15 protein-coding genes are annotated in these 15864 nt (G+C 62.9%); 5 read left to right on the forward strand and 10 right to left on the reverse strand.

What is annotated here, in order from left to right; genetic code table 11:
* Window positions 1-67: 67 nt before the first annotated feature.
* Window positions 68-1015 (reverse strand): D-2-hydroxyacid dehydrogenase family protein, encoded by a 948-nt coding sequence (locus tag DU505_RS15345; RefSeq protein WP_114479863.1) that lies wholly within the window; start codon window positions 1013-1015, stop codon window positions 68-70.
* A 236-nt stretch (window positions 1016-1251) separates the two neighbouring features.
* Between DU505_RS15345 and DU505_RS15350 the strand changes: the two genes are divergently transcribed.
* The 3 genes from DU505_RS15350 (at window position 1252) to DU505_RS15360 (ending at window position 3948) form a co-directional block, all read left to right on the forward strand.
* The gene (locus DU505_RS15350) at window positions 1252-1605 is read left to right on the forward strand and encodes a Na-translocating system protein MpsC family protein (protein WP_114479864.1); all 354 of its coding nucleotides are present in this window, start codon (window positions 1252-1254) and stop codon (window positions 1603-1605) included.
* Between the two features lie 168 nt (window positions 1606-1773).
* Window positions 1774-2796 (forward strand): Nif3-like dinuclear metal center hexameric protein, encoded by a 1023-nt coding sequence (locus DU505_RS15355; protein WP_114479865.1) that lies wholly within the window; start codon window positions 1774-1776, stop codon window positions 2794-2796.
* Between the two features lie 45 nt (window positions 2797-2841).
* Complete coding sequence (locus tag DU505_RS15360) at window positions 2842-3948, forward strand: hypothetical protein (protein ID WP_114479866.1); 1107 nt, start codon at window positions 2842-2844, stop codon at window positions 3946-3948.
* Between the two features lie 26 nt (window positions 3949-3974).
* Here DU505_RS15360 and DU505_RS15365 read toward each other — a convergent pair whose 3' ends face one another.
* A complete protein-coding gene (locus DU505_RS15365) occupies window positions 3975-4736 on the reverse strand; it encodes a haloacid dehalogenase type II (protein ID WP_114479867.1) in 762 nt (253 codons plus the stop codon).
* A gap of 211 nt (window positions 4737-4947) precedes the next feature.
* Between DU505_RS15365 and DU505_RS15370 the strand changes: the two genes are divergently transcribed.
* Complete coding sequence (locus DU505_RS15370) at window positions 4948-5631, forward strand: GntR family transcriptional regulator (protein ID WP_114479868.1); 684 nt, start codon at window positions 4948-4950, stop codon at window positions 5629-5631.
* A gap of 104 nt (window positions 5632-5735) precedes the next feature.
* The gene (locus DU505_RS15375; protein WP_114479869.1) at window positions 5736-7214 is read left to right on the forward strand and encodes a protein adenylyltransferase SelO; all 1479 of its coding nucleotides are present in this window, start codon (window positions 5736-5738) and stop codon (window positions 7212-7214) included.
* A gap of 76 nt (window positions 7215-7290) precedes the next feature.
* Here the strand turns inward: DU505_RS15375 and DU505_RS22750 are convergent, their stop codons facing one another.
* From DU505_RS22750 to DU505_RS15410, 8 genes are all read right to left on the reverse strand, one after another.
* A complete protein-coding gene (locus tag DU505_RS22750) occupies window positions 7291-7419 on the reverse strand; it encodes a putative transporter small subunit (protein WP_220250810.1) in 129 nt (42 codons plus the stop codon).
* Between the two features lie 66 nt (window positions 7420-7485).
* Complete coding sequence (locus DU505_RS15380; RefSeq protein ID WP_114479870.1) at window positions 7486-9171, reverse strand: sodium:solute symporter family protein; 1686 nt, start codon at window positions 9169-9171, stop codon at window positions 7486-7488.
* Between the two features lie 555 nt (window positions 9172-9726).
* Window positions 9727-11040 carry a TRAP transporter large permease gene (locus DU505_RS15385; RefSeq protein ID WP_066452092.1) on the reverse strand — a complete coding sequence of 438 codons (1314 nt, stop codon included), beginning with the start codon at window positions 11038-11040 and terminating at the stop codon, window positions 9727-9729.
* Window positions 11040-11546 carry a TRAP transporter small permease gene (locus DU505_RS15390; protein WP_114479871.1) on the reverse strand — a complete coding sequence of 169 codons (507 nt, stop codon included), beginning with the start codon at window positions 11544-11546 and terminating at the stop codon, window positions 11040-11042. The genes DU505_RS15385 and DU505_RS15390 overlap by 1 nt, the downstream gene beginning before the upstream one ends.
* Window positions 11547-11625: 79 nt before the next feature.
* Window positions 11626-12627 carry a TRAP transporter substrate-binding protein DctP gene (gene dctP / locus DU505_RS15395; RefSeq protein WP_114479872.1) on the reverse strand — a complete coding sequence of 334 codons (1002 nt, stop codon included), beginning with the start codon at window positions 12625-12627 and terminating at the stop codon, window positions 11626-11628.
* Window positions 12628-12718: 91 nt separating this feature from the next.
* A complete protein-coding gene (leuD, locus tag DU505_RS15400; RefSeq protein WP_114479873.1) occupies window positions 12719-13357 on the reverse strand; it encodes a 3-isopropylmalate dehydratase small subunit in 639 nt (212 codons plus the stop codon).
* A gap of 13 nt (window positions 13358-13370) precedes the next feature.
* Complete coding sequence (gene leuC, locus DU505_RS15405) at window positions 13371-14768, reverse strand: 3-isopropylmalate dehydratase large subunit (protein ID WP_114479874.1); 1398 nt, start codon at window positions 14766-14768, stop codon at window positions 13371-13373.
* A 144-nt stretch (window positions 14769-14912) separates the two neighbouring features.
* Entirely contained in the window at window positions 14913-15749 is an 837-nt protein-coding gene (locus DU505_RS15410; RefSeq protein WP_114479875.1) for a GntR family transcriptional regulator, read from the reverse strand.
* Window positions 15750-15864 lie beyond the last annotated feature (115 nt).

The following is a 15864-nucleotide window of genomic DNA, read 5'->3' on the forward strand; positions in this document are numbered from 1 at the left end:
TCGGGTCGAGGCTCTCCCACGTGGACTCATTGGCTTCTCTCCATGCTGTCCCTGCTGCGGCGTCGATTCACTCGGCCAGGTTGGTGACCGGGCGTCCCGCGGCGAAGGCGAGCAGATTGTCGAAGGCGTCGCCGAAGTAGAGCTCGTAGCTGTCCTTCTCCACATAGCCGAGGTGGGGCGTGGCGAGGAAATTGGGCAGCTCGAGCAGCGGGTGATGGGTCACCGGCTCTTCGTCGAATACATCCACAGCGGCCTGGCCAGGCCGCCCCGCGCGCAGCGCCGCCTCCAGGGCACCGGCCTCGATCAGCGGGGCGCGGCTGGTATTGACCAGCAATGCGGTGGGCTTCATTCGTGCGAGGTCCTCGGCCGTGACGATGCCGCGGGTCTCGGCGTTCAATCGCAGGTGCAGGCTCAGCACGTCGCTGCGCTCGAACAGCGCCTCCTTGCTGCCGGCCACGTCGAGGCCCGCTTCGGCGGCTCGCGCCCGGGTGCCCTCACGACCCCATACCAGCACGTTCATTCCGAAGGCCTGGCCGTAGCGGGCCATCAGCTGGCCGATCTTGCCGTAGCCGAAGATGCCCAGGGTGCGACCCTTGAGGCCGGTGCCCAGGGTGCGCTGCCATCGTCCGGCCTTGAGGTTCTCGAACTCCTGGGGAATATGGCGCATGGCGGCCATGACCAGCCCCCAGGTGAGTTCGGCGGCGGCATGGGGCGAGCCGGTGCCGGCCATGACCGTGACGCCCTGGCGGCGACAAGCGTCCATGTCCACATGGGCCGCCCCGCCACCGGTCTGGCTGATCACCCTGAGGTTGGGCAGGCGGGCCAGCAGCTCGGCGGTGATCGGCGTGCGTTCGCGGATCAGCACCAGCGCCTCGGCGTCGCGGAAGCGTTCGGCCAGGGCATCCAGGTCGGTCAGCGTGTCGTTGTGGATGGTGACGTCCTGGCCTTCCAGTTTGCGAAAGACATCGAGCGTGCGCACGCAGTCCTGATAGTCATCGGGTATCACGATCTTCATTGGGCGGGCTCCTTATCGTTGGTTGGGCCCCGGGGATCGCCGTGAATGGCGTCGGCTGCCTCGGATATTTCGGTTGAACGCGACCAAGAATAATCGATTTTTCATGTTGACAGATATTTTACGCTTGCCTACTCTGATCAGCGTGCGTATATGGTATACCAAAGTTTCGACCGGGCAGTCACAGGCCCCGAGCTACCGATAACCAATCGAGAATACGTATCGAGGGTGCCCTGGATATGCCATCTTTGGGAGAGTTCAAGCAAGGCCTGATCAAGGACTACAACGACGTCAACAATCGTATCTTCGGTATCGGTGTGGTACGCCAGAAGGTCGACGTCGTTGGTGACAAGCTGATCATCGTCGCCCTGCACAAGCGCGTGCCCTCCCTGGCCTACCTGAGTGCACTCAACAGCAATGTCAGCGAACTGGCCGATCACTATCTGATCAAGGGGTTCAAGAACGAATTCAAGCAGCTGCTGGTAGAGAAATACGGTTTCGACGTGATGACGATCTTCAAGGATTACGACGCCGAAGCCGAGCTTTCCGCTACCGTGGTGGTGATGCAAAAGGATGTACGCGACTACCTCTGAAAGCCTGTGTGCAGCAGAGAATAGCCCGTAAATCTTCGACGAGAGATCGTTGACTGGTGATGTGAACTCGCGCTGAACAGGCGAGTGCTCAATGACCGTCAGCCCAGCCCGAGGCAATTGCCTTAGGGCTGTGCTGGCGGTTTTTTTCGTTAGGAGAGGAGGAAGGCGATGACTAACGTAGCTGATATCGTAAATGCACTGAGTGTGATCACCGGGGGACGAACGGTGTCGTCCATGAAGGAGGTGGAGCGTGGCGATCATCCTTTCGTCATCCTCAAGTCGTCGGGGATCCATGGTAAATCCGTGCTGGAAATTCCCGGCCTGATCTATGGCGATCCGGGCAAGGCGATCCGCAAGGTGGCCGTCTGCATGACCATGACGGAGCTGGTCATCGAGCTGGCGGGGGCCACCGGGGTGGATGCCGTGGTGGCGCATCATCCCATTGCGGACGCGGCCAGCTGCGGCGGAGTGACCCTGAAGAACTACCTGGACCTCTACGACGTGGCGGGGCTCGAGTGCCACGAGGCCTTCCATGGCCTGCACCCCGGCATCCCCTTCCTGCATGGCCACAAGGTAGTCAAGGGAAACATTGCCTACGGCGGCGTTCACGGCAATATCATGTTTGTCGGCAGGGCGCTTCCCGAGGTCGACACCCTCGGCGATATTCTCGACCGGCTGGAGCGCTACATGGCCCTGGACCAGGATCGTGCGCTGCTGGCGGAAGAGCAGCTCGTTCGCGGCATCGAGGCGATACGGGAGACCAGCGTCGAGACCAGCGGCTTCATTCATCTCGGCTCACGCGAAAGCCGGGTCGAGAATATCCTGCACATCTTTCCGCACACCGGTTTCTCGGCTGACAACCTGCGCCAGGCGGTGGCGGAGAACCCCGACACCGATACCGTGGTTGCCTCCATCAGCCGCGTCTATGCCGAGCATGAGCTGCTTGATGTGGCCGAGGAGCTGGGCCTGAATTTCATTGTGGGAAACTGCCATGTGATGGAAATTCTCGAAAATGGGCTGCCCCTGGCCTATGCCCTGGATGAACTGCTCGAAGACGTGGACGTCGTGCTGTTCCGGGACCGGGTCACCTCCACACCCGTGAAGATGGTGGGAAATAGTGCCCTGAAGACCTATGCGAGAGAGATGTCGGCGCGTCACTTGCTTGGCAAGAATGCCATGAGCGACGTGTGACGATTTCGGTTTCTTCCCAAGCGATCCAATAACAAGAGACTTGTCATGAAGACTTCCGTTACTACCCCGGACTCCAAGAAAGAAAAGTCACCTGAAAGCAAGCGGGCATGGAAGAAGATCGAAGTGGTCGGCATCGTGCTTTTGGGTATCTGCATGCTGCTGCTGATGTTCTCGCCGACCAGCCTGTCGGGCCTGTTCAACTCGATCATGGAGTCGGTTCAGCCCGTGGTCGTCGATGTGTTCCTGACCGGTGTGGTGGGGACGGCTATCATCGTCAGCGTCATCATCGGTCGGCTGCTGGAAAGGCTGGGCTTCACCGACGCCCTGGTGCGTATCTTCGTTCCCGCCATGAAGCTGATTGGGGTGAATCCCGCCGTCATCATTCCCAGCGTCTACAACATCTTTGGCGACATCAATGCGGCCGGGAAGATATCGGGGCCCATCCTGAAAAGGGCGGGTGCCACCAAGGATGAGCAGAAGCTGGCCGTCGCCACCATGGTCCAGTCACAGCAATCCTTCTCCACGTTCATGCTGGGAATGATGGCGTTGACCTTTGCTGGCGTGAATGTCTTCGTCGTGGTGCTGCTGGCGGTCTTCATGCCGCTGATCGTCTCGCCGCTGCTGCTGTCGAAGGTGCTCTACCGCGACGTCAAGCGGGTCGAGATCGGCAATCTGCCGACCTTTACGCCGGAACGTGATTTCCTGCCGACCATGTTCAGTGCCGCCCGGGAGGGCGTGGAACTGCTGCTGCTGATCCTGATTCCTGCCGTGGCCCTGGTGTTCGCCGTGATCGGTGTGCTCGACTACATCGGCATCTGGGCGACCATCGAGTCGTCGCTGGGCAGCGTCATGCTGTTCCTGAACATCCATCCGGAAACGGGCGTACTCTCGATCCTGGTCAGCCCGACGCTTGCCATGGGCCAGCTGCAGGCGATGGCGGGGGAGATCGACCCCTCCCTGGTGGTCGGCTCCTTCGTCCTGGCCTCATCGGGCCTGCCGCTCTCTGCCGTATTCGGCCAGGTACCGGTGGTATGGGCGGAAAGCTCAGACCTGAGCGAGCGTGAGGCCATGGGCGCCGCTGTGCTGGGCATCACGATGCGCCTGGCGACGGCATTCGTCATCGCCTTCTTTGTCACGCCACTGGTGGTGTGACGGTGGCTGGTGTGGCGGTGGCTTGACTACTTCAAGGCCAGCGATGGATACGATACCGAGCGGCTCAGCAACTGGTCGGCCAGGTCGTGGAAATCGTTGGCCACGTAGTCGAAGTTCGGGTCGATGGTCAGGTCTGGCCTGGCTTGTGGCCCGAACTCCAGCGGCCGCATCACGAAGGCGGTGTGCAGCCCCTCGCTGTGTGCGGCCTTGAGATCGTCCTGGTGGGCGGCCACCATCATGATCTGCTGAGGGCTCAGATCCAGCAGCCGGGCAGCCATGCGATAGACCTCGGGGTCACGCTTGTAGTGACGTGCCAGCTCGGCCGAGAGGACGCAGTCCCACGGCAGGCCGGCCTGTTTGGCCATGTTGACCAGCAGTGACATGTTGCCGTTGGAGAGTGGGGTCAGGATGAACCGCTCGCGCAGGCGGTGCATGCCGTTCACGGCATCCGGCCAGGGCTTGAGCCGGTGCCAGGCGCGATTGAAATTGGCCTTGTCGGCTTCCGACAGGCCGTCAATGCCGAACTCCTCGAGCAGGCGGTCGAGCGTCATGCGATGCAACTGGTCCAGCGAAGTCCACGAGAGGCGCCCCTGGCGTACCCGGTTCATCGAAGGGGCATAGCCTGCTCGCCAGGCATCGGCAAAGGCGGCCCAGTCGACTTCCAGCCCGCGGGCACGCCCGAGAGACTCCCCTTCGCGAATCACGCTGCTGCGCCAGTCGACCACGGTGCCGAAGACATCGAAGGCCAGGCAGCGGATGTCGGCGAGTTGTGGTGGGGTCAGGCTCATGCCATCACTTCCTTGTCAGACGCTTGTCCAAATTATAATTGTATGCAATTCGACTCGATTTCCGCCAAATGTAGGCCTACAGTGCTCCCCATGCAAATAGTTGTGCACGATTATCGCTGCTACCTTTGTCGATACCGGCAGGAAATCGGGTCGACAAGGAGCCCCGGGGCCGCGATCTCACTGCCGCGATCTCACTGCAAGGAGCCAAACAATGACTGCTGCCGATCGCGTTTATCAGATCATCAGGCAACGAATTCTCAACGGCCAATACCCCGCCGGCAGCTATGTGCGCGAAGCGGCCATCGGCCAGGAGCTGGAACTCAGCCGCACGCCGATCCGCGAAGCGCTGAGGCGACTGGTGTCGGATGGCTGGGTGGAGGCCATTCCCCATCACGGCGCCCAGGTGGTCTCCTGGACCCAGCGTGACGTGGAGGAGGTGTTCGAGCTGCGGGTCCTGCTCGAACCCCAGGTGGCCCGTCGGGCGGCCTCCCGCATCGAGCGCAACCAGTTAGACCAGCTCGAGTCGCTGGCCGTGAGGATGGAAGATCTCTGTCGGGACGAGGGGGAGAATGCCCTCGAAGAGATCGCCGTACTGAACGATGACTACCATGCCCGGCTGATGGCGGCGGCAGGCAGCCCGCGTCTTCAGCGCCTGCTGGAAACCATTGTCCAGGTGCCGGTCTCGCGTCGCAGCTTCCACCACTATACCCGGGATGAACTGGCCGGCAGCATGCAGCATCACCGGGAGCTGCTTCGCGCCCTGGACGCCGGTGACGGGGACTGGGCCGCTTCGGTGATGCGATCCCATCTGCTGGCGGCACGGGCGGCACAGCTGCGTTTCGCGGCCTGCGTCGAGGAGACCGGGGCTGGGGTCGCATCGACGCCTCGAGCCTAGGCTGTCTCCGGAAACTGCCTTGCCGCTGACGGAATGATGCCTCTGCTGCCTTGTCACATCAGGTGAGCCCTGTTCCTGTACCTCCCTCGTTATTCGGAGCCGCCATGTTTCCCTCGTTCACCCTTCGCTATGCTCGCTTTCCCGAACGTTTCTACGCGCGCTTCGACCCTGTTCCCGTGGCTTCGCCACGGCTGGTGGCCTTCAACCGGCCCCTGGCTGACGAGCTGGGCTTCGACCTGTCGACCTTCGACAGTGACGAGGCAGCGGTATGGTTTGCCGGCAACGTGGTACCGCCCGGGGCTGAACCATTGTCCCAGGCCTACGCCGGCCACCAGTTCGGCGGCTTCGTGCCCCGGCTCGGCGATGGCCGAGCCGTGCTGCTGGGCGAGGTCACCGATCGGCAAGGCCGGCTGCGCGATATCCAGCTCAAGGGGGCCGGGTGCACCCCCTTCTCCCGCGGGGGCGACGGTCGCGCTCCGCTGGGGCCGGTGCTGAGGGAGTATCTGGTCAGCGAGGCCATGCACGCCATGGGTATTCCCACCACCCGGGCCCTGGCGGCGGTGACCACCGGCGAGCGGGTGGTCCGCGGCATTCCCGAGCCGGGGGCGATCCTGACCCGCGTGGCCAGCAGCCATATCCGCGTCGGCACCTTCCAATACTTTGCCGCTCGTGGCGATGCCGATGCCATTCGCGAGCTGGCCGATCATGTGGTCGAGCGTCACTACCCCGAGTTGGCCAGGCTGTCCGGTAATGAGCGCTACATGGCGTTGATCGAGGCGATCCAGGCGCGTCAGGCGGCACTGGTCGCGAAGTGGATGGGCGTCGGCTTCATCCATGGCGTGATGAACACCGATAACACGACGGTTTCGGGGGAGACCATCGACTACGGCCCCTGCGCCTTCATGGAAACCTACGACCCGAAGAGTGTCTTCAGCGCCATCGATGAAGGCGGGCGTTACGCCTACGCCAACCAGCCCTGGATCGCCCAGTGGAATCTGGCACGGCTGGCCGAGACCCTGCTGCCGCTGATCGACAGCGACCAGGAGCGGGCGGTGGAGTGGGCAACCGAGGTGATCAAGGCCTTCGAGGCACAGTACGAGGCCGAATGGCTGGCCGTGATGCGTGCCAAGCTGGGCCTGGCCCATGAGGAGGCGGGCGACCGGGCGCTGGCCGAGACGCTGCTGGATGCCATGCACCAGGGGCATGCTGACTTCACGCTGACCTTCCGACAGCTCTGCGAGGCGGCCGAATCCGGCGAAGCGGACAGCGCCCTCGGTGACCTGTTCGAGCGCCCGGAGGTCATTGAGGCCTGGCTCGGGCGCTGGCGCGAGCGCCTGGCCCAGGAGCCGGCGACACCCGCCGAGCGGGCCCGGCAGATGCGGCTGGTCAACCCCGCTTATATTCCCCGCAACCACCGGGTCCAGCAGGCGCTGACCTCAGCCATCGACGAGGACGACTTCGCCCCCTTCGAGTCGCTGCTCGCAGTGGTCACCCGACCGTTCGAGGCACAGCCCGGCCGCGAGGACTACAGCCTGCCGGCATCGCCACGCGAACGGGTCTTTCGCACCTTCTGCGGGACATGAACGTCACCCCAAGGGACGCAGAACCGATACGAAACGGGCCCTGATATCAGGGCCCGTTGCGGTCATACAGCGCGGTTCATACCAGCTCGCGCTGCTCCTCTTTCGCCTTGCGGCGGTCGCGCATCACCGCGCGGCAGATCACCACCAGCACCCCCAGGGTGATGGCGGGCCAGATCAGCACGTAGAAACCATAGAGTGCATTCATGTCAGATTCTCCACTGTGGCGGTGCCGGCCAGCGGCACCGCGGTAGGCTCAAGTCAACGATCCGGGTTAGACGGCCGGCCTGGCCGTGGCCACGTCGCCTTCCTGCACGCTGGGTTCGTGGGTGTCGTAGTCGCCGACTCGCTCGCCGATGGTGGCGAAGTCGAAGTCTTCCTGGCGGCTCATCAAGCTCATCACCACGCAGACCACGGTGCTGGCGCCATAGGCGGTCAGTGAGGCCAGCAGTACGGTGTAGTCGCGCAGGAAGTCGGTGGCAAACACCAGCATCGCCACCAGCGCCAGGGCGGCGGCGATGAACCCGGCGATGCGGCCCAGGAAGCCGAACACCATCAGGCCGATGATCACGCCGCCACCGATGCTGGCCAGCACCTCGAAGAACAGGCCGCTGGCGCCGCTCATGGGCAGCAGCTCGAAGCGCGCCAGGCAGAACAGCACCATGGCCACCAGTACCGACGTGGTAAAGGCCTGGTTGGTGACCCGATTCCAGAAGCAGCTGGCGATGACCGGGAAGACGATGGCGCCCCACAGCGCGCCGACGAACACCAGCATCACCAGGATATCCAGCGAGAAGCTGGCGAAGACGATGCCCACCGCGGTGGCGACGATCATGGTCAGGCGGCCCACCAGCAGCATGCGCTTGGGGTCGGCCTTGCCGCGGGCGATGTTCTTGCCGTAGACATCGGCCATCATGATCGCCGACAGCGCGGAGAGATCGGAGTCGGCAGTAGAGGAGAGCGAGCCGATCACCAGGATGAAGAACAGCGCAATGAACAGCGGTGGCAGATAGCCGGAGACCATCTGCGGGATCAGGTTGTTCATGTCCCCGCCCATTGGCTCGACGCCCAGGGTCAGCGCCATCAGGCCGATCATGCCCAGCCCGATGACGATGGCACCGTAGCCGATGGTCGCGGTGATAAAGGTGGGTTTGATGTGGCTCTCATCTACCGCGAACAGGCGCTGGGAAATGGTCTGGTTACCGATCGCATAGGCCAGCACGGCGACGAAGAAGGGCGCGCCCTGGTAAAGGATGGCATCCATGGAGAAGAGGTTGGCCTGTTCGACCGTCAGGTTATCCAGCCCTGCTACCAGCTCGCTGGGGCCGCCCATGGCGAAGAACACCGCGGGAATGATCACGATGGCAATCGCCATCAGGGCCACCAGCTGTGCGAAGTCGGTCATCACCGAGGCGCGGAACCCCGACCACAGGGTATAAAGCAGCACGCCGAAGCCGGCAATGATCACACCGGCCTGGAACGACAGCGGCGAGAGCACCGAGACCAGCGCGCCTGCGGCGGTGAAGTTGACCATCAGGCTGATCACGCTGCCCAGCACGTTGGAGAGTGCCAGGATCAGCTGACTGGAGGAGCCGTGGCGGGCGTGGATCAGCTCGCCCAGGGTGTGGGCATTGGGGGCGAGCTTGCGAAATCGCCGGCCGAAGGGGTAGATGAACAGGATCATCAGCGCCCCCCACAGGCCGTAGTGAATGGGGCCCGAGACGCCGTAGGTATAGCCGGAGGTGGCGGCGGCGTAGAAGGAGGCGGCCCAGATCCAGGTGGCGGTCATGCTGGCCGCGCCCATGCCGAAGCCCACGCGGTGGTTGGAGACCATGAAGGCGTCGGCGTCTTCGTTCTTCTTGCGGATGCCCAGCGTCATCAGGTAGGTGCCGCCGTAGAAGGCAAGCAGCAGCAAGATGACTGTCAGGGTCGAAAATTGATAGAGCGATTCGCTGTTCAAGGGCAATCCCTCGGTGGATGGAACGGACACGCACGGGCAGGTCGATTAGGCCGACATGCCGGGCGCAGTGATGGTGCTATGGGGTGGCCGAGCCCTAAGGCGGCCTTTGGCTGATCAGCGCTCAGGCATGAGCGCAGAGACAAGCAGGCTGGCGCCAGGCGTGGCGCAGCCTCGAGAGCTATCGATCGGGCACGACAAGACTCTGCCGTCAGTCAGGCATTATCCCGCAGCGGGGAGGTCGGGCGGCGGGCGGCGCGGCATGCACCGTCCTTCATCGGCGTAGTGGTGCGACATGGATTCCTTCGCTATCGATGGCGTCGACGACGTACAGTCGAGAGTACCGGTGATCCAGTCTGCATGGAGGCGAGACCAGGGTGTCCCATGGCGGGACCTGCCCAGGGTTCGTTGTCAGTATTATTGTCTGAACCAGGGGCCGTATACCCTACTGATCTATCATGAAAAAGTCCAATCGGTGCCGAATCGGCGGAAAATTGCGCCTAGTGGCGTCGAAATGTCGGCTGCTATGGCACCCGTGTGGCGGTATCTGGATCGTGCTCAGTTGATCATTCCCGGCAGCCAGGTGGCGATGGCCGGGAAGGCGATCAGCAGGGCGACCAGCAGCATCGAGCAGAGGATATAGGGAATCGCCGCAGCGTAAATTTCGCGCATGGTGGTGCCCTTGGGCGCCACCCCCTTCATCACGAACAGCAGCAGCCCCAGAGGCGGCGTGGAGAAGCTGATCTCCAGGGCCAGCAGCACGATGATGCCGAACCAGATCGGATCGAAGCCCAGCACCTGCGCCAGCGGGAAGAAGAACGGCACCGTCAGCATCATGATGGAGATCTGCTCCATGAAGGTGCCGAGTACCAGCAGCACGGCGAACATCGCCAGCAGCATCAGGATGGGTGCCAGGTCGAAGCTGGTGGCCCACTGGATCAGTCCGCTGGAGGCGCCGGAGAAGGCCAGCAGCTGGCTGAAGGTGGCGGAGCCGAAAACGATCAGGTAGGCCATCAGCGTGACCTTCAGTGCCCCGGTGACCGATAGCTTGAATGCTTCCCAGGTCATGCAGCGAAAGACGAAGGCCAGCACCATTGCACCCAGGGCGCCGAACGCAGCCGCCTCGGAAGGTGTGGCGAAGCCCATCAGCATCAGCGCCACGATCAGCACCATCACGCTGATCATCGGCACGATGTCGGTGAGAATCAGCATCAGCTTCTGCTTGAGGGGAACCGGCTCCAGTTCGTAGTTGGGGGCGGCAGAGGGGTCGATCCGGGTGTGGATCCAGATGGTGGCGATATAGAGGCAGGCCAGCACCAGGCCCGGCAGAATGCCGGCGATCAGCAGGGCGCCGATGTCGATCTTGGCCAGCGTGGCCAGCAGCACCGCCAGTGCCGAGGGTGGAATGATGATGGCCAGGCCGCCGGTGCCCAGGATCGGGCCGATGGCCATATGCTTCTTGTAGCCGCGGCGCTCCATTTCGGGCACCAGCAGAGAGCCCATCAGCGCCGTGGACCCCATAGAGGAGCCGCTCAGGGTAGAGAACCCGGTACCCCCCACGACGGTGACATAGGATAGCCGGCCGGGCACCTTGCCCATCAGTTGGTCGATGGCGTTGAACATCTTCATGCCCATGCCGGTGCGGAAGAACAGTTCGCCCATCAGCAGGAACAGCGGGATCGGCACCAGGTTGAAGCTCGACAGGGCACCGAAGCCGTTGTTGAGCATCTGGATGATGCCGTTCTGACCGCCCATGAAGTACCAGGCGCCGATGACGTTGGCGGCCAGGAACGCCAGCGCGATGGGCGTACCGATGGCCATGAAGCCGAGAATCAGAGCCAGGAGAAAGGCCAGGGCCAGATACCATTCCATTATTCTTTTATCCCCGCTTCGCCGCTGTGAAGAATGTCTCGACCCACCACGAAGCGGGTGAATTCGATGGCCATCAGAGAGAAACAGACCGGGTAGGCGATGGTGAGGATCCATTTCGGTACGAAGAAGGCGCGCACGTCGTAGTCACTGCGCTGAAGGTTCAGCATCACCAGGTCATAGCCCTTCCAGGCCAATACCACGCAGACCGTCACGCAGAGCAGGGCGACCAGCCGGCTCAATACCTGCAGGGCCAGCGGTGGCAGGATGGAGGTGAGCAGCTCGATATGCACATGCCCCTTGTGCCTGACCAGCCAGGGAGCACCCAGCAGGGTCAGATAGAACATGGCGTACTCGGTGGAGAGGAAGAACCAGGCAGAGGGCTGCAGGCCCAGGTTGCGAATCACCACGGAGAGCACGATGGCAACCATCAACCAAACGAGCATGATGGCGGCCAGCAGCGCCATGCCGTTGAGCAGCAGAAGATAGGCGCGAGTTGCGTATCGCATAGCGTCATCCAGGGCCCGGCAACGAGCCAGGCGGGAACAGGAAGGTGAGCCGGCCGCCAGGCGACCGGCTTTTGATGCCTCAGAGGTCGTTGAACTTCTCGATCAGCTCGTCATAGTGCTCGAGGCCCATGGGGTGACGTTCCATCTGGCGACGCATGCGCTCCCAGGTGGCTTCACGGGCGGCCTCTGAGAAGCTCTCGCCGGCTTCGCCTTCCAGGCGGAAGACCTGCATGCCGTCGGCTTCCAGCTCTTCGAGCTGCTCTGCCGCCAGCACCTCGAAGCGCTCGGCGCTTGCGCGCTCATGCTCGATGGCCACCTCCTGAAGGAGCTCGCGCGACTCCTCGCTCAAGCCGTTCCAGCTATCCAGGTTGACGATCACGCCCATGTCGGTGGAGAAGAAGTCGGGGTCGATCCGGTAGTTGAGGAAGCGATCCCAATTGAGGTCCTTGAGGCCGATCTGGGTCCAGCCGGTGGCGTTGACCACGTTGCGCTCCAGTGCCGAGTAGACGTCGGTGGTGGGCAGGCTGATCGGCTGGGCGCCCAGGTAGTCCTGGAAGAAGGCGTCATAGACCGGGTTGCTGCGCAGCGTCACCCCTGAGACGCTAAGGTTGCCGTCGTCGTCCAGGCGGGGCTCGTTGATCGTGTAGAGGTTGTAGCTGACCCCGCTGTCGAACCAGCCCAGGTAATAGGTGCTCATCTTCTCCTGGTGAATCTGGTTAAGCAGGTCGATACCGCCATTTTCACGGGCATGGATGGCGTTGGTGTTCGAGGCGACCAGGGCATCGCGCTCCGGCACGGTACCGGCGTAGAAGCTGGCAGCGGTATAGGCCATGTCGACCACACCGTTGCGGACCGCGTCGGGCTGCTCCGATAGGCCAATGACCTCGGGGCCGCCACGTACATCGATCTGTACCACGCCTTCACCGCGCTCGTTCACCTTGTCCACGAACTCGAGGAAGCTCTGGGTATAGATCAGTGAGGGGGGGAAGGCATGGACTGCGCTGATGCGATCCACGGCCACTGCGTGGGTGGAGGCGAGCAGAATCGTCACGCCGAGGGTGGCCAGTAGTTGCTTGTTCATCGTTGTTCTCCTCGATGGGGTGGTACGGATGTTGCCGATTGTTGTTGGAGGCTTGCGTCACACAGTGCACAAGCCGGGCAAGGGCCTGGTATCACCCTCGGGAAATGATCGTGGCGTCGCCTGGCGGTGTCTCGAGCCAGGGGTGTCGGCGCGCATAGTCGGCCGCAAATCGGGCGATCTGCGGCTGGTGCTGCCGTGTCATGTCGATGTCGTCCCAGCCGTTGAGCAGCTTGGTGCGCCAGCTGGGAGCGATCTCGAACTCCAGGTCGAGCGTACCGGCACGGACGCGGCACTCTTCCAGGTCTACCCGCACCGGCCCGGGCTCACTGCCCAGGTGGGCAAGCAGGCGCTCGATTTCGGCTTCTGGCAGCGTGGCCGGAAGCAGGCCGTTATTGACCGCATTGGACGAGAAGATGTCACCGAAGCTCGGGGCGATAACGCAGCGAAAGCCATGGTCCACCAAGGCGTAGACAGCGGCTTCACGGCTTGAGCCGCCACCGAAGTTGCGCCGTGCGACGAGGACCTGGGCCTGCTCGGCCTCCGGATGATTGAGGATGAAGCCCGGATGGGGGCTGCCACTCTCATCGTAGCGCAGGTCATGCAGCAGGAACTGGCCGTAGCCGATGCTGCGCGGCTCCTTCATGAAGCGCGCCGGGATCAACTGGTCGGTATCCACATTGGCCAAGGCCAGCGGACAGGCCAGGGTGTCCAGAATCTTGATGGGTGTCATCGTAGTCCTCCCGTCACAGCTCGCGGATGTCGGCCAGATGGCCGGCCACGGCAGCGGCAGCCACCATGGCCGGCGACATCAGGTGGGTTCTGGCCCCCGGCCCCTGGCGACCCTTGAAGTTGCGGTTGGTAGTCGAGGCACAGCGTTCGCCGCTGGGTACCAGGTCACCGTTCATGGCCACACACATGGAGCAGCCCGACTCCCGCCACTCCAGGCCCGCCTCCCGGAAGACAGCGTCCAGTCCCTCAGCCTCGGCCTGTTGCTTCACCTGGGTGGAGCCGGGGGAGACGATACCGGGCACCCGGCTACGCCGACCTTGCAGCACCTCGGCGGCGGCGCGCAGGTCCTCGATGCGGGCGTTGGTGCATGAGCCGATGAAGATCCGGTCGATGGCGATATCGGTCAGCTTCTGGCCGGGGGTGAGACCCATGTAGTCGAGGCTGTCGCGCATCTGGCGTGCCTTGCTCTCGTCGTGCTGGGTCGCGGGATCCGGCACGCAGCTGTCGATGGGCAGGGCTTCTTCCGGCGATACGCCCCAGGTCACGGTGGGAACGATCTCGGCGGCGTCCAGGGTGATGTCGCGGTCGAAGCGGGCCCCGTCATCGCTCTTCAAGGTCTGCCAATAGCGGATGGCCTGTTCCAGTCGTTCTCCTTCTGGCGCCCAGGGGCGGCCCTCGACATACGCGAAGCTGGTCTCGTCCGGAGCGATCATGCCGCAACGGGCGCCGCCCTCGATGGAGAGGTTGCACAGGGTCAGTCGTGCCTCCATGGAGAGTCCGCGTATGGCGCTGCCGGCATATTCGATGGCGTGGCCACGGGCGCCGTCGGCGCCCAGGCGAGCAATCCAGGTCAGGGCGATGTCCTTGGCGGTAATGCCGGGAGCCAGGGTGCCCTCCACGGTCAGGCGCATCTGCTTGGGGCGGCTCTGCCACAGGGTCTGGGTGGCAAGTACATGGGCCACCTCCGAGGCACCGATGCCGAAGGCAATGCTGCCAAAGGCACCGTGGGTGGAAGTGTGACTATCGCCGCAGACCATCAGCAGCCCGGGCTGAGTCAGGCCCTGTTCGGGCCCCAGCACATGGACGATGCCCTGGCGGGGGTCGTTCAGGCCGAACAGGGTGATGCCATGCTCGCGGGTATTGTCTGTCAGCTGTTCGATCATGCCGCGGACCTTGGCGTCGTCGATGTCGTCAAGGCGGCGTGTCAGGGTCGGCACGTAGTGATCGGCGATACCGAACGTAAGATCGGCACGCGCCACGGGCAGGCTTCGCTCGCGCAGCTTGTTGAAGGCGTGGAAGGAGCCTTCGTGCACGAAGTGACGGTCGATCCACAGCAGGCTCTCGCCGCTTTCGCTGCGATGGATCTCGTGGGCATCCCACACCTTGTCGAACAGGGTCGTTGGCATTGTCATGATCGGTGGCTCGCCGAGGCCGGCAGTCGGTGCGTTTGTGTCAGTGCTGTAATTCGAGTCCGCGCTTAAATACATCTAGCGCAGCACTGTGCCACAGGTCAAATGTATTTTTTCTTTTTCATTAAATGTATTAATTTTGATACATTACTGCCTTCCGCTCGGCTCGGCCTTGCGTGAGCGCTTCGGCCGGGCCTGCTGGGTCTCGGGGGCCATGGGCTCCCAGTAGCGGGACTCCTCATCGCCGGCTCGGTTGAGATCGATCTGGATTCGGTAGCGGTCGGGCCGGTAGAGCGCGTCGAGATGCTCCACACCTCGCCCCTCCTGGTCATAGACCACGCGGGTCAGTGCAATCAGCGGCGAACCTACCGAGACATCGAGTGCGGCGGCCACGTCATGACTGGCCAGGGTGGCGGAGATGGTCTGCGAGGCGTGATCCACCAGCACGCCGCTGCGCTCAAGCAGGGCGAATAGCGGCATGCTGGCGAGGTCGGCTTCGTTGTAGTTCAGGGCGATGTACTCGGGGACGTGGGTAACCAGGTAGGAGAACGGCTTGTCATCGGCCATGCGCACCCGGGTCGAACGCTGCACGCGGTCAGTGTCGCTCAGCCCCAGGCTTGCCCGTACGGATTCCGGGGGGGACACGTAGCAGAATTCCAGCAGCCTGACCCGCGATGCCTGGCTCATCTTTACCATGTTGGGCAACAGGTTCGAGACGCTGGCGGTCATGACCGTTGCATCCAGGGGCTGCTCCAGCACCACGGTGCCCAGCCCCGGCTTGCGGTCCACCATTCCCGTCTCTCGCAGCGCTTCCATGGCGCGTCGAACCGTAACCCGGGAGACCCCGTGTTGCTCGGCCAGCTTGTTCTCGCCGGGCAGCTTGCTGCCTGCGGGTAGACGCCCGCTGAGAATCGCATCCTTGAGCAGCAGGAAGATGCGATGGGACTTGGTGCCACCCACGGAGGCCGCATGCTTATTATTCATTGCGCATATCCTGATTCGTTCCAAGAAACTTGACGCCGGCAGTCAAGTAGACATAGAAATGTATTATGCATAGTACAACTTGATGTGCCATGCGAGCGATAAAGATAGCAACCCG

The sequence above is a fragment of the Billgrantia montanilacus genome (assembly GCF_003336675.1).
GTDB classification, from domain to species: domain Bacteria; phylum Pseudomonadota; class Gammaproteobacteria; order Pseudomonadales; family Halomonadaceae; genus Halomonas; species Halomonas montanilacus.

Excerpts from the sequence above, each read along its gene's own strand:
- DU505_RS15345 (WP_114479863.1), bottom strand. The coding sequence starts at position 1,015 with ATGAAGATCGTGATACCCGATGACTATCAGGACTGCGTGCGCACGCTC.
- DU505_RS15350 (WP_114479864.1), top strand. The coding sequence starts at position 1,252 with ATGCCATCTTTGGGAGAGTTCAAGCAAGGCCTGATCAAGGACTACAAC.
- DU505_RS15355 (WP_114479865.1), top strand. The coding sequence starts at position 1,774 with ATGACTAACGTAGCTGATATCGTAAATGCACTGAGTGTGATCACCGGG.
- DU505_RS15360 (WP_114479866.1), top strand. The coding sequence starts at position 2,842 with ATGAAGACTTCCGTTACTACCCCGGACTCCAAGAAAGAAAAGTCACCT.
- DU505_RS15365 (WP_114479867.1), bottom strand. The coding sequence starts at position 4,736 with ATGAGCCTGACCCCACCACAACTCGCCGACATCCGCTGCCTGGCCTTC.
- DU505_RS15370 (WP_114479868.1), top strand. The coding sequence starts at position 4,948 with ATGACTGCTGCCGATCGCGTTTATCAGATCATCAGGCAACGAATTCTC.
- DU505_RS15375 (WP_114479869.1), top strand. The coding sequence starts at position 5,736 with ATGTTTCCCTCGTTCACCCTTCGCTATGCTCGCTTTCCCGAACGTTTC.
- DU505_RS22750 (WP_220250810.1), bottom strand. The coding sequence starts at position 7,419 with ATGAATGCACTCTATGGTTTCTACGTGCTGATCTGGCCCGCCATCACC.
- DU505_RS15385 (WP_066452092.1), bottom strand. The coding sequence starts at position 11,040 with ATGGAATGGTATCTGGCCCTGGCCTTTCTCCTGGCTCTGATTCTCGGC.
- DU505_RS15390 (WP_114479871.1), bottom strand. The coding sequence starts at position 11,546 with ATGCGATACGCAACTCGCGCCTATCTTCTGCTGCTCAACGGCATGGCG.
- dctP (WP_114479872.1), bottom strand. The coding sequence starts at position 12,627 with ATGAACAAGCAACTACTGGCCACCCTCGGCGTGACGATTCTGCTCGCC.
- leuD (WP_114479873.1), bottom strand. The coding sequence starts at position 13,357 with ATGACACCCATCAAGATTCTGGACACCCTGGCCTGTCCGCTGGCCTTG.
- leuC (WP_114479874.1), bottom strand. The coding sequence starts at position 14,768 with ATGACAATGCCAACGACCCTGTTCGACAAGGTGTGGGATGCCCACGAG.
- DU505_RS15410 (WP_114479875.1), bottom strand. The coding sequence starts at position 15,749 with ATGAATAATAAGCATGCGGCCTCCGTGGGTGGCACCAAGTCCCATCGC.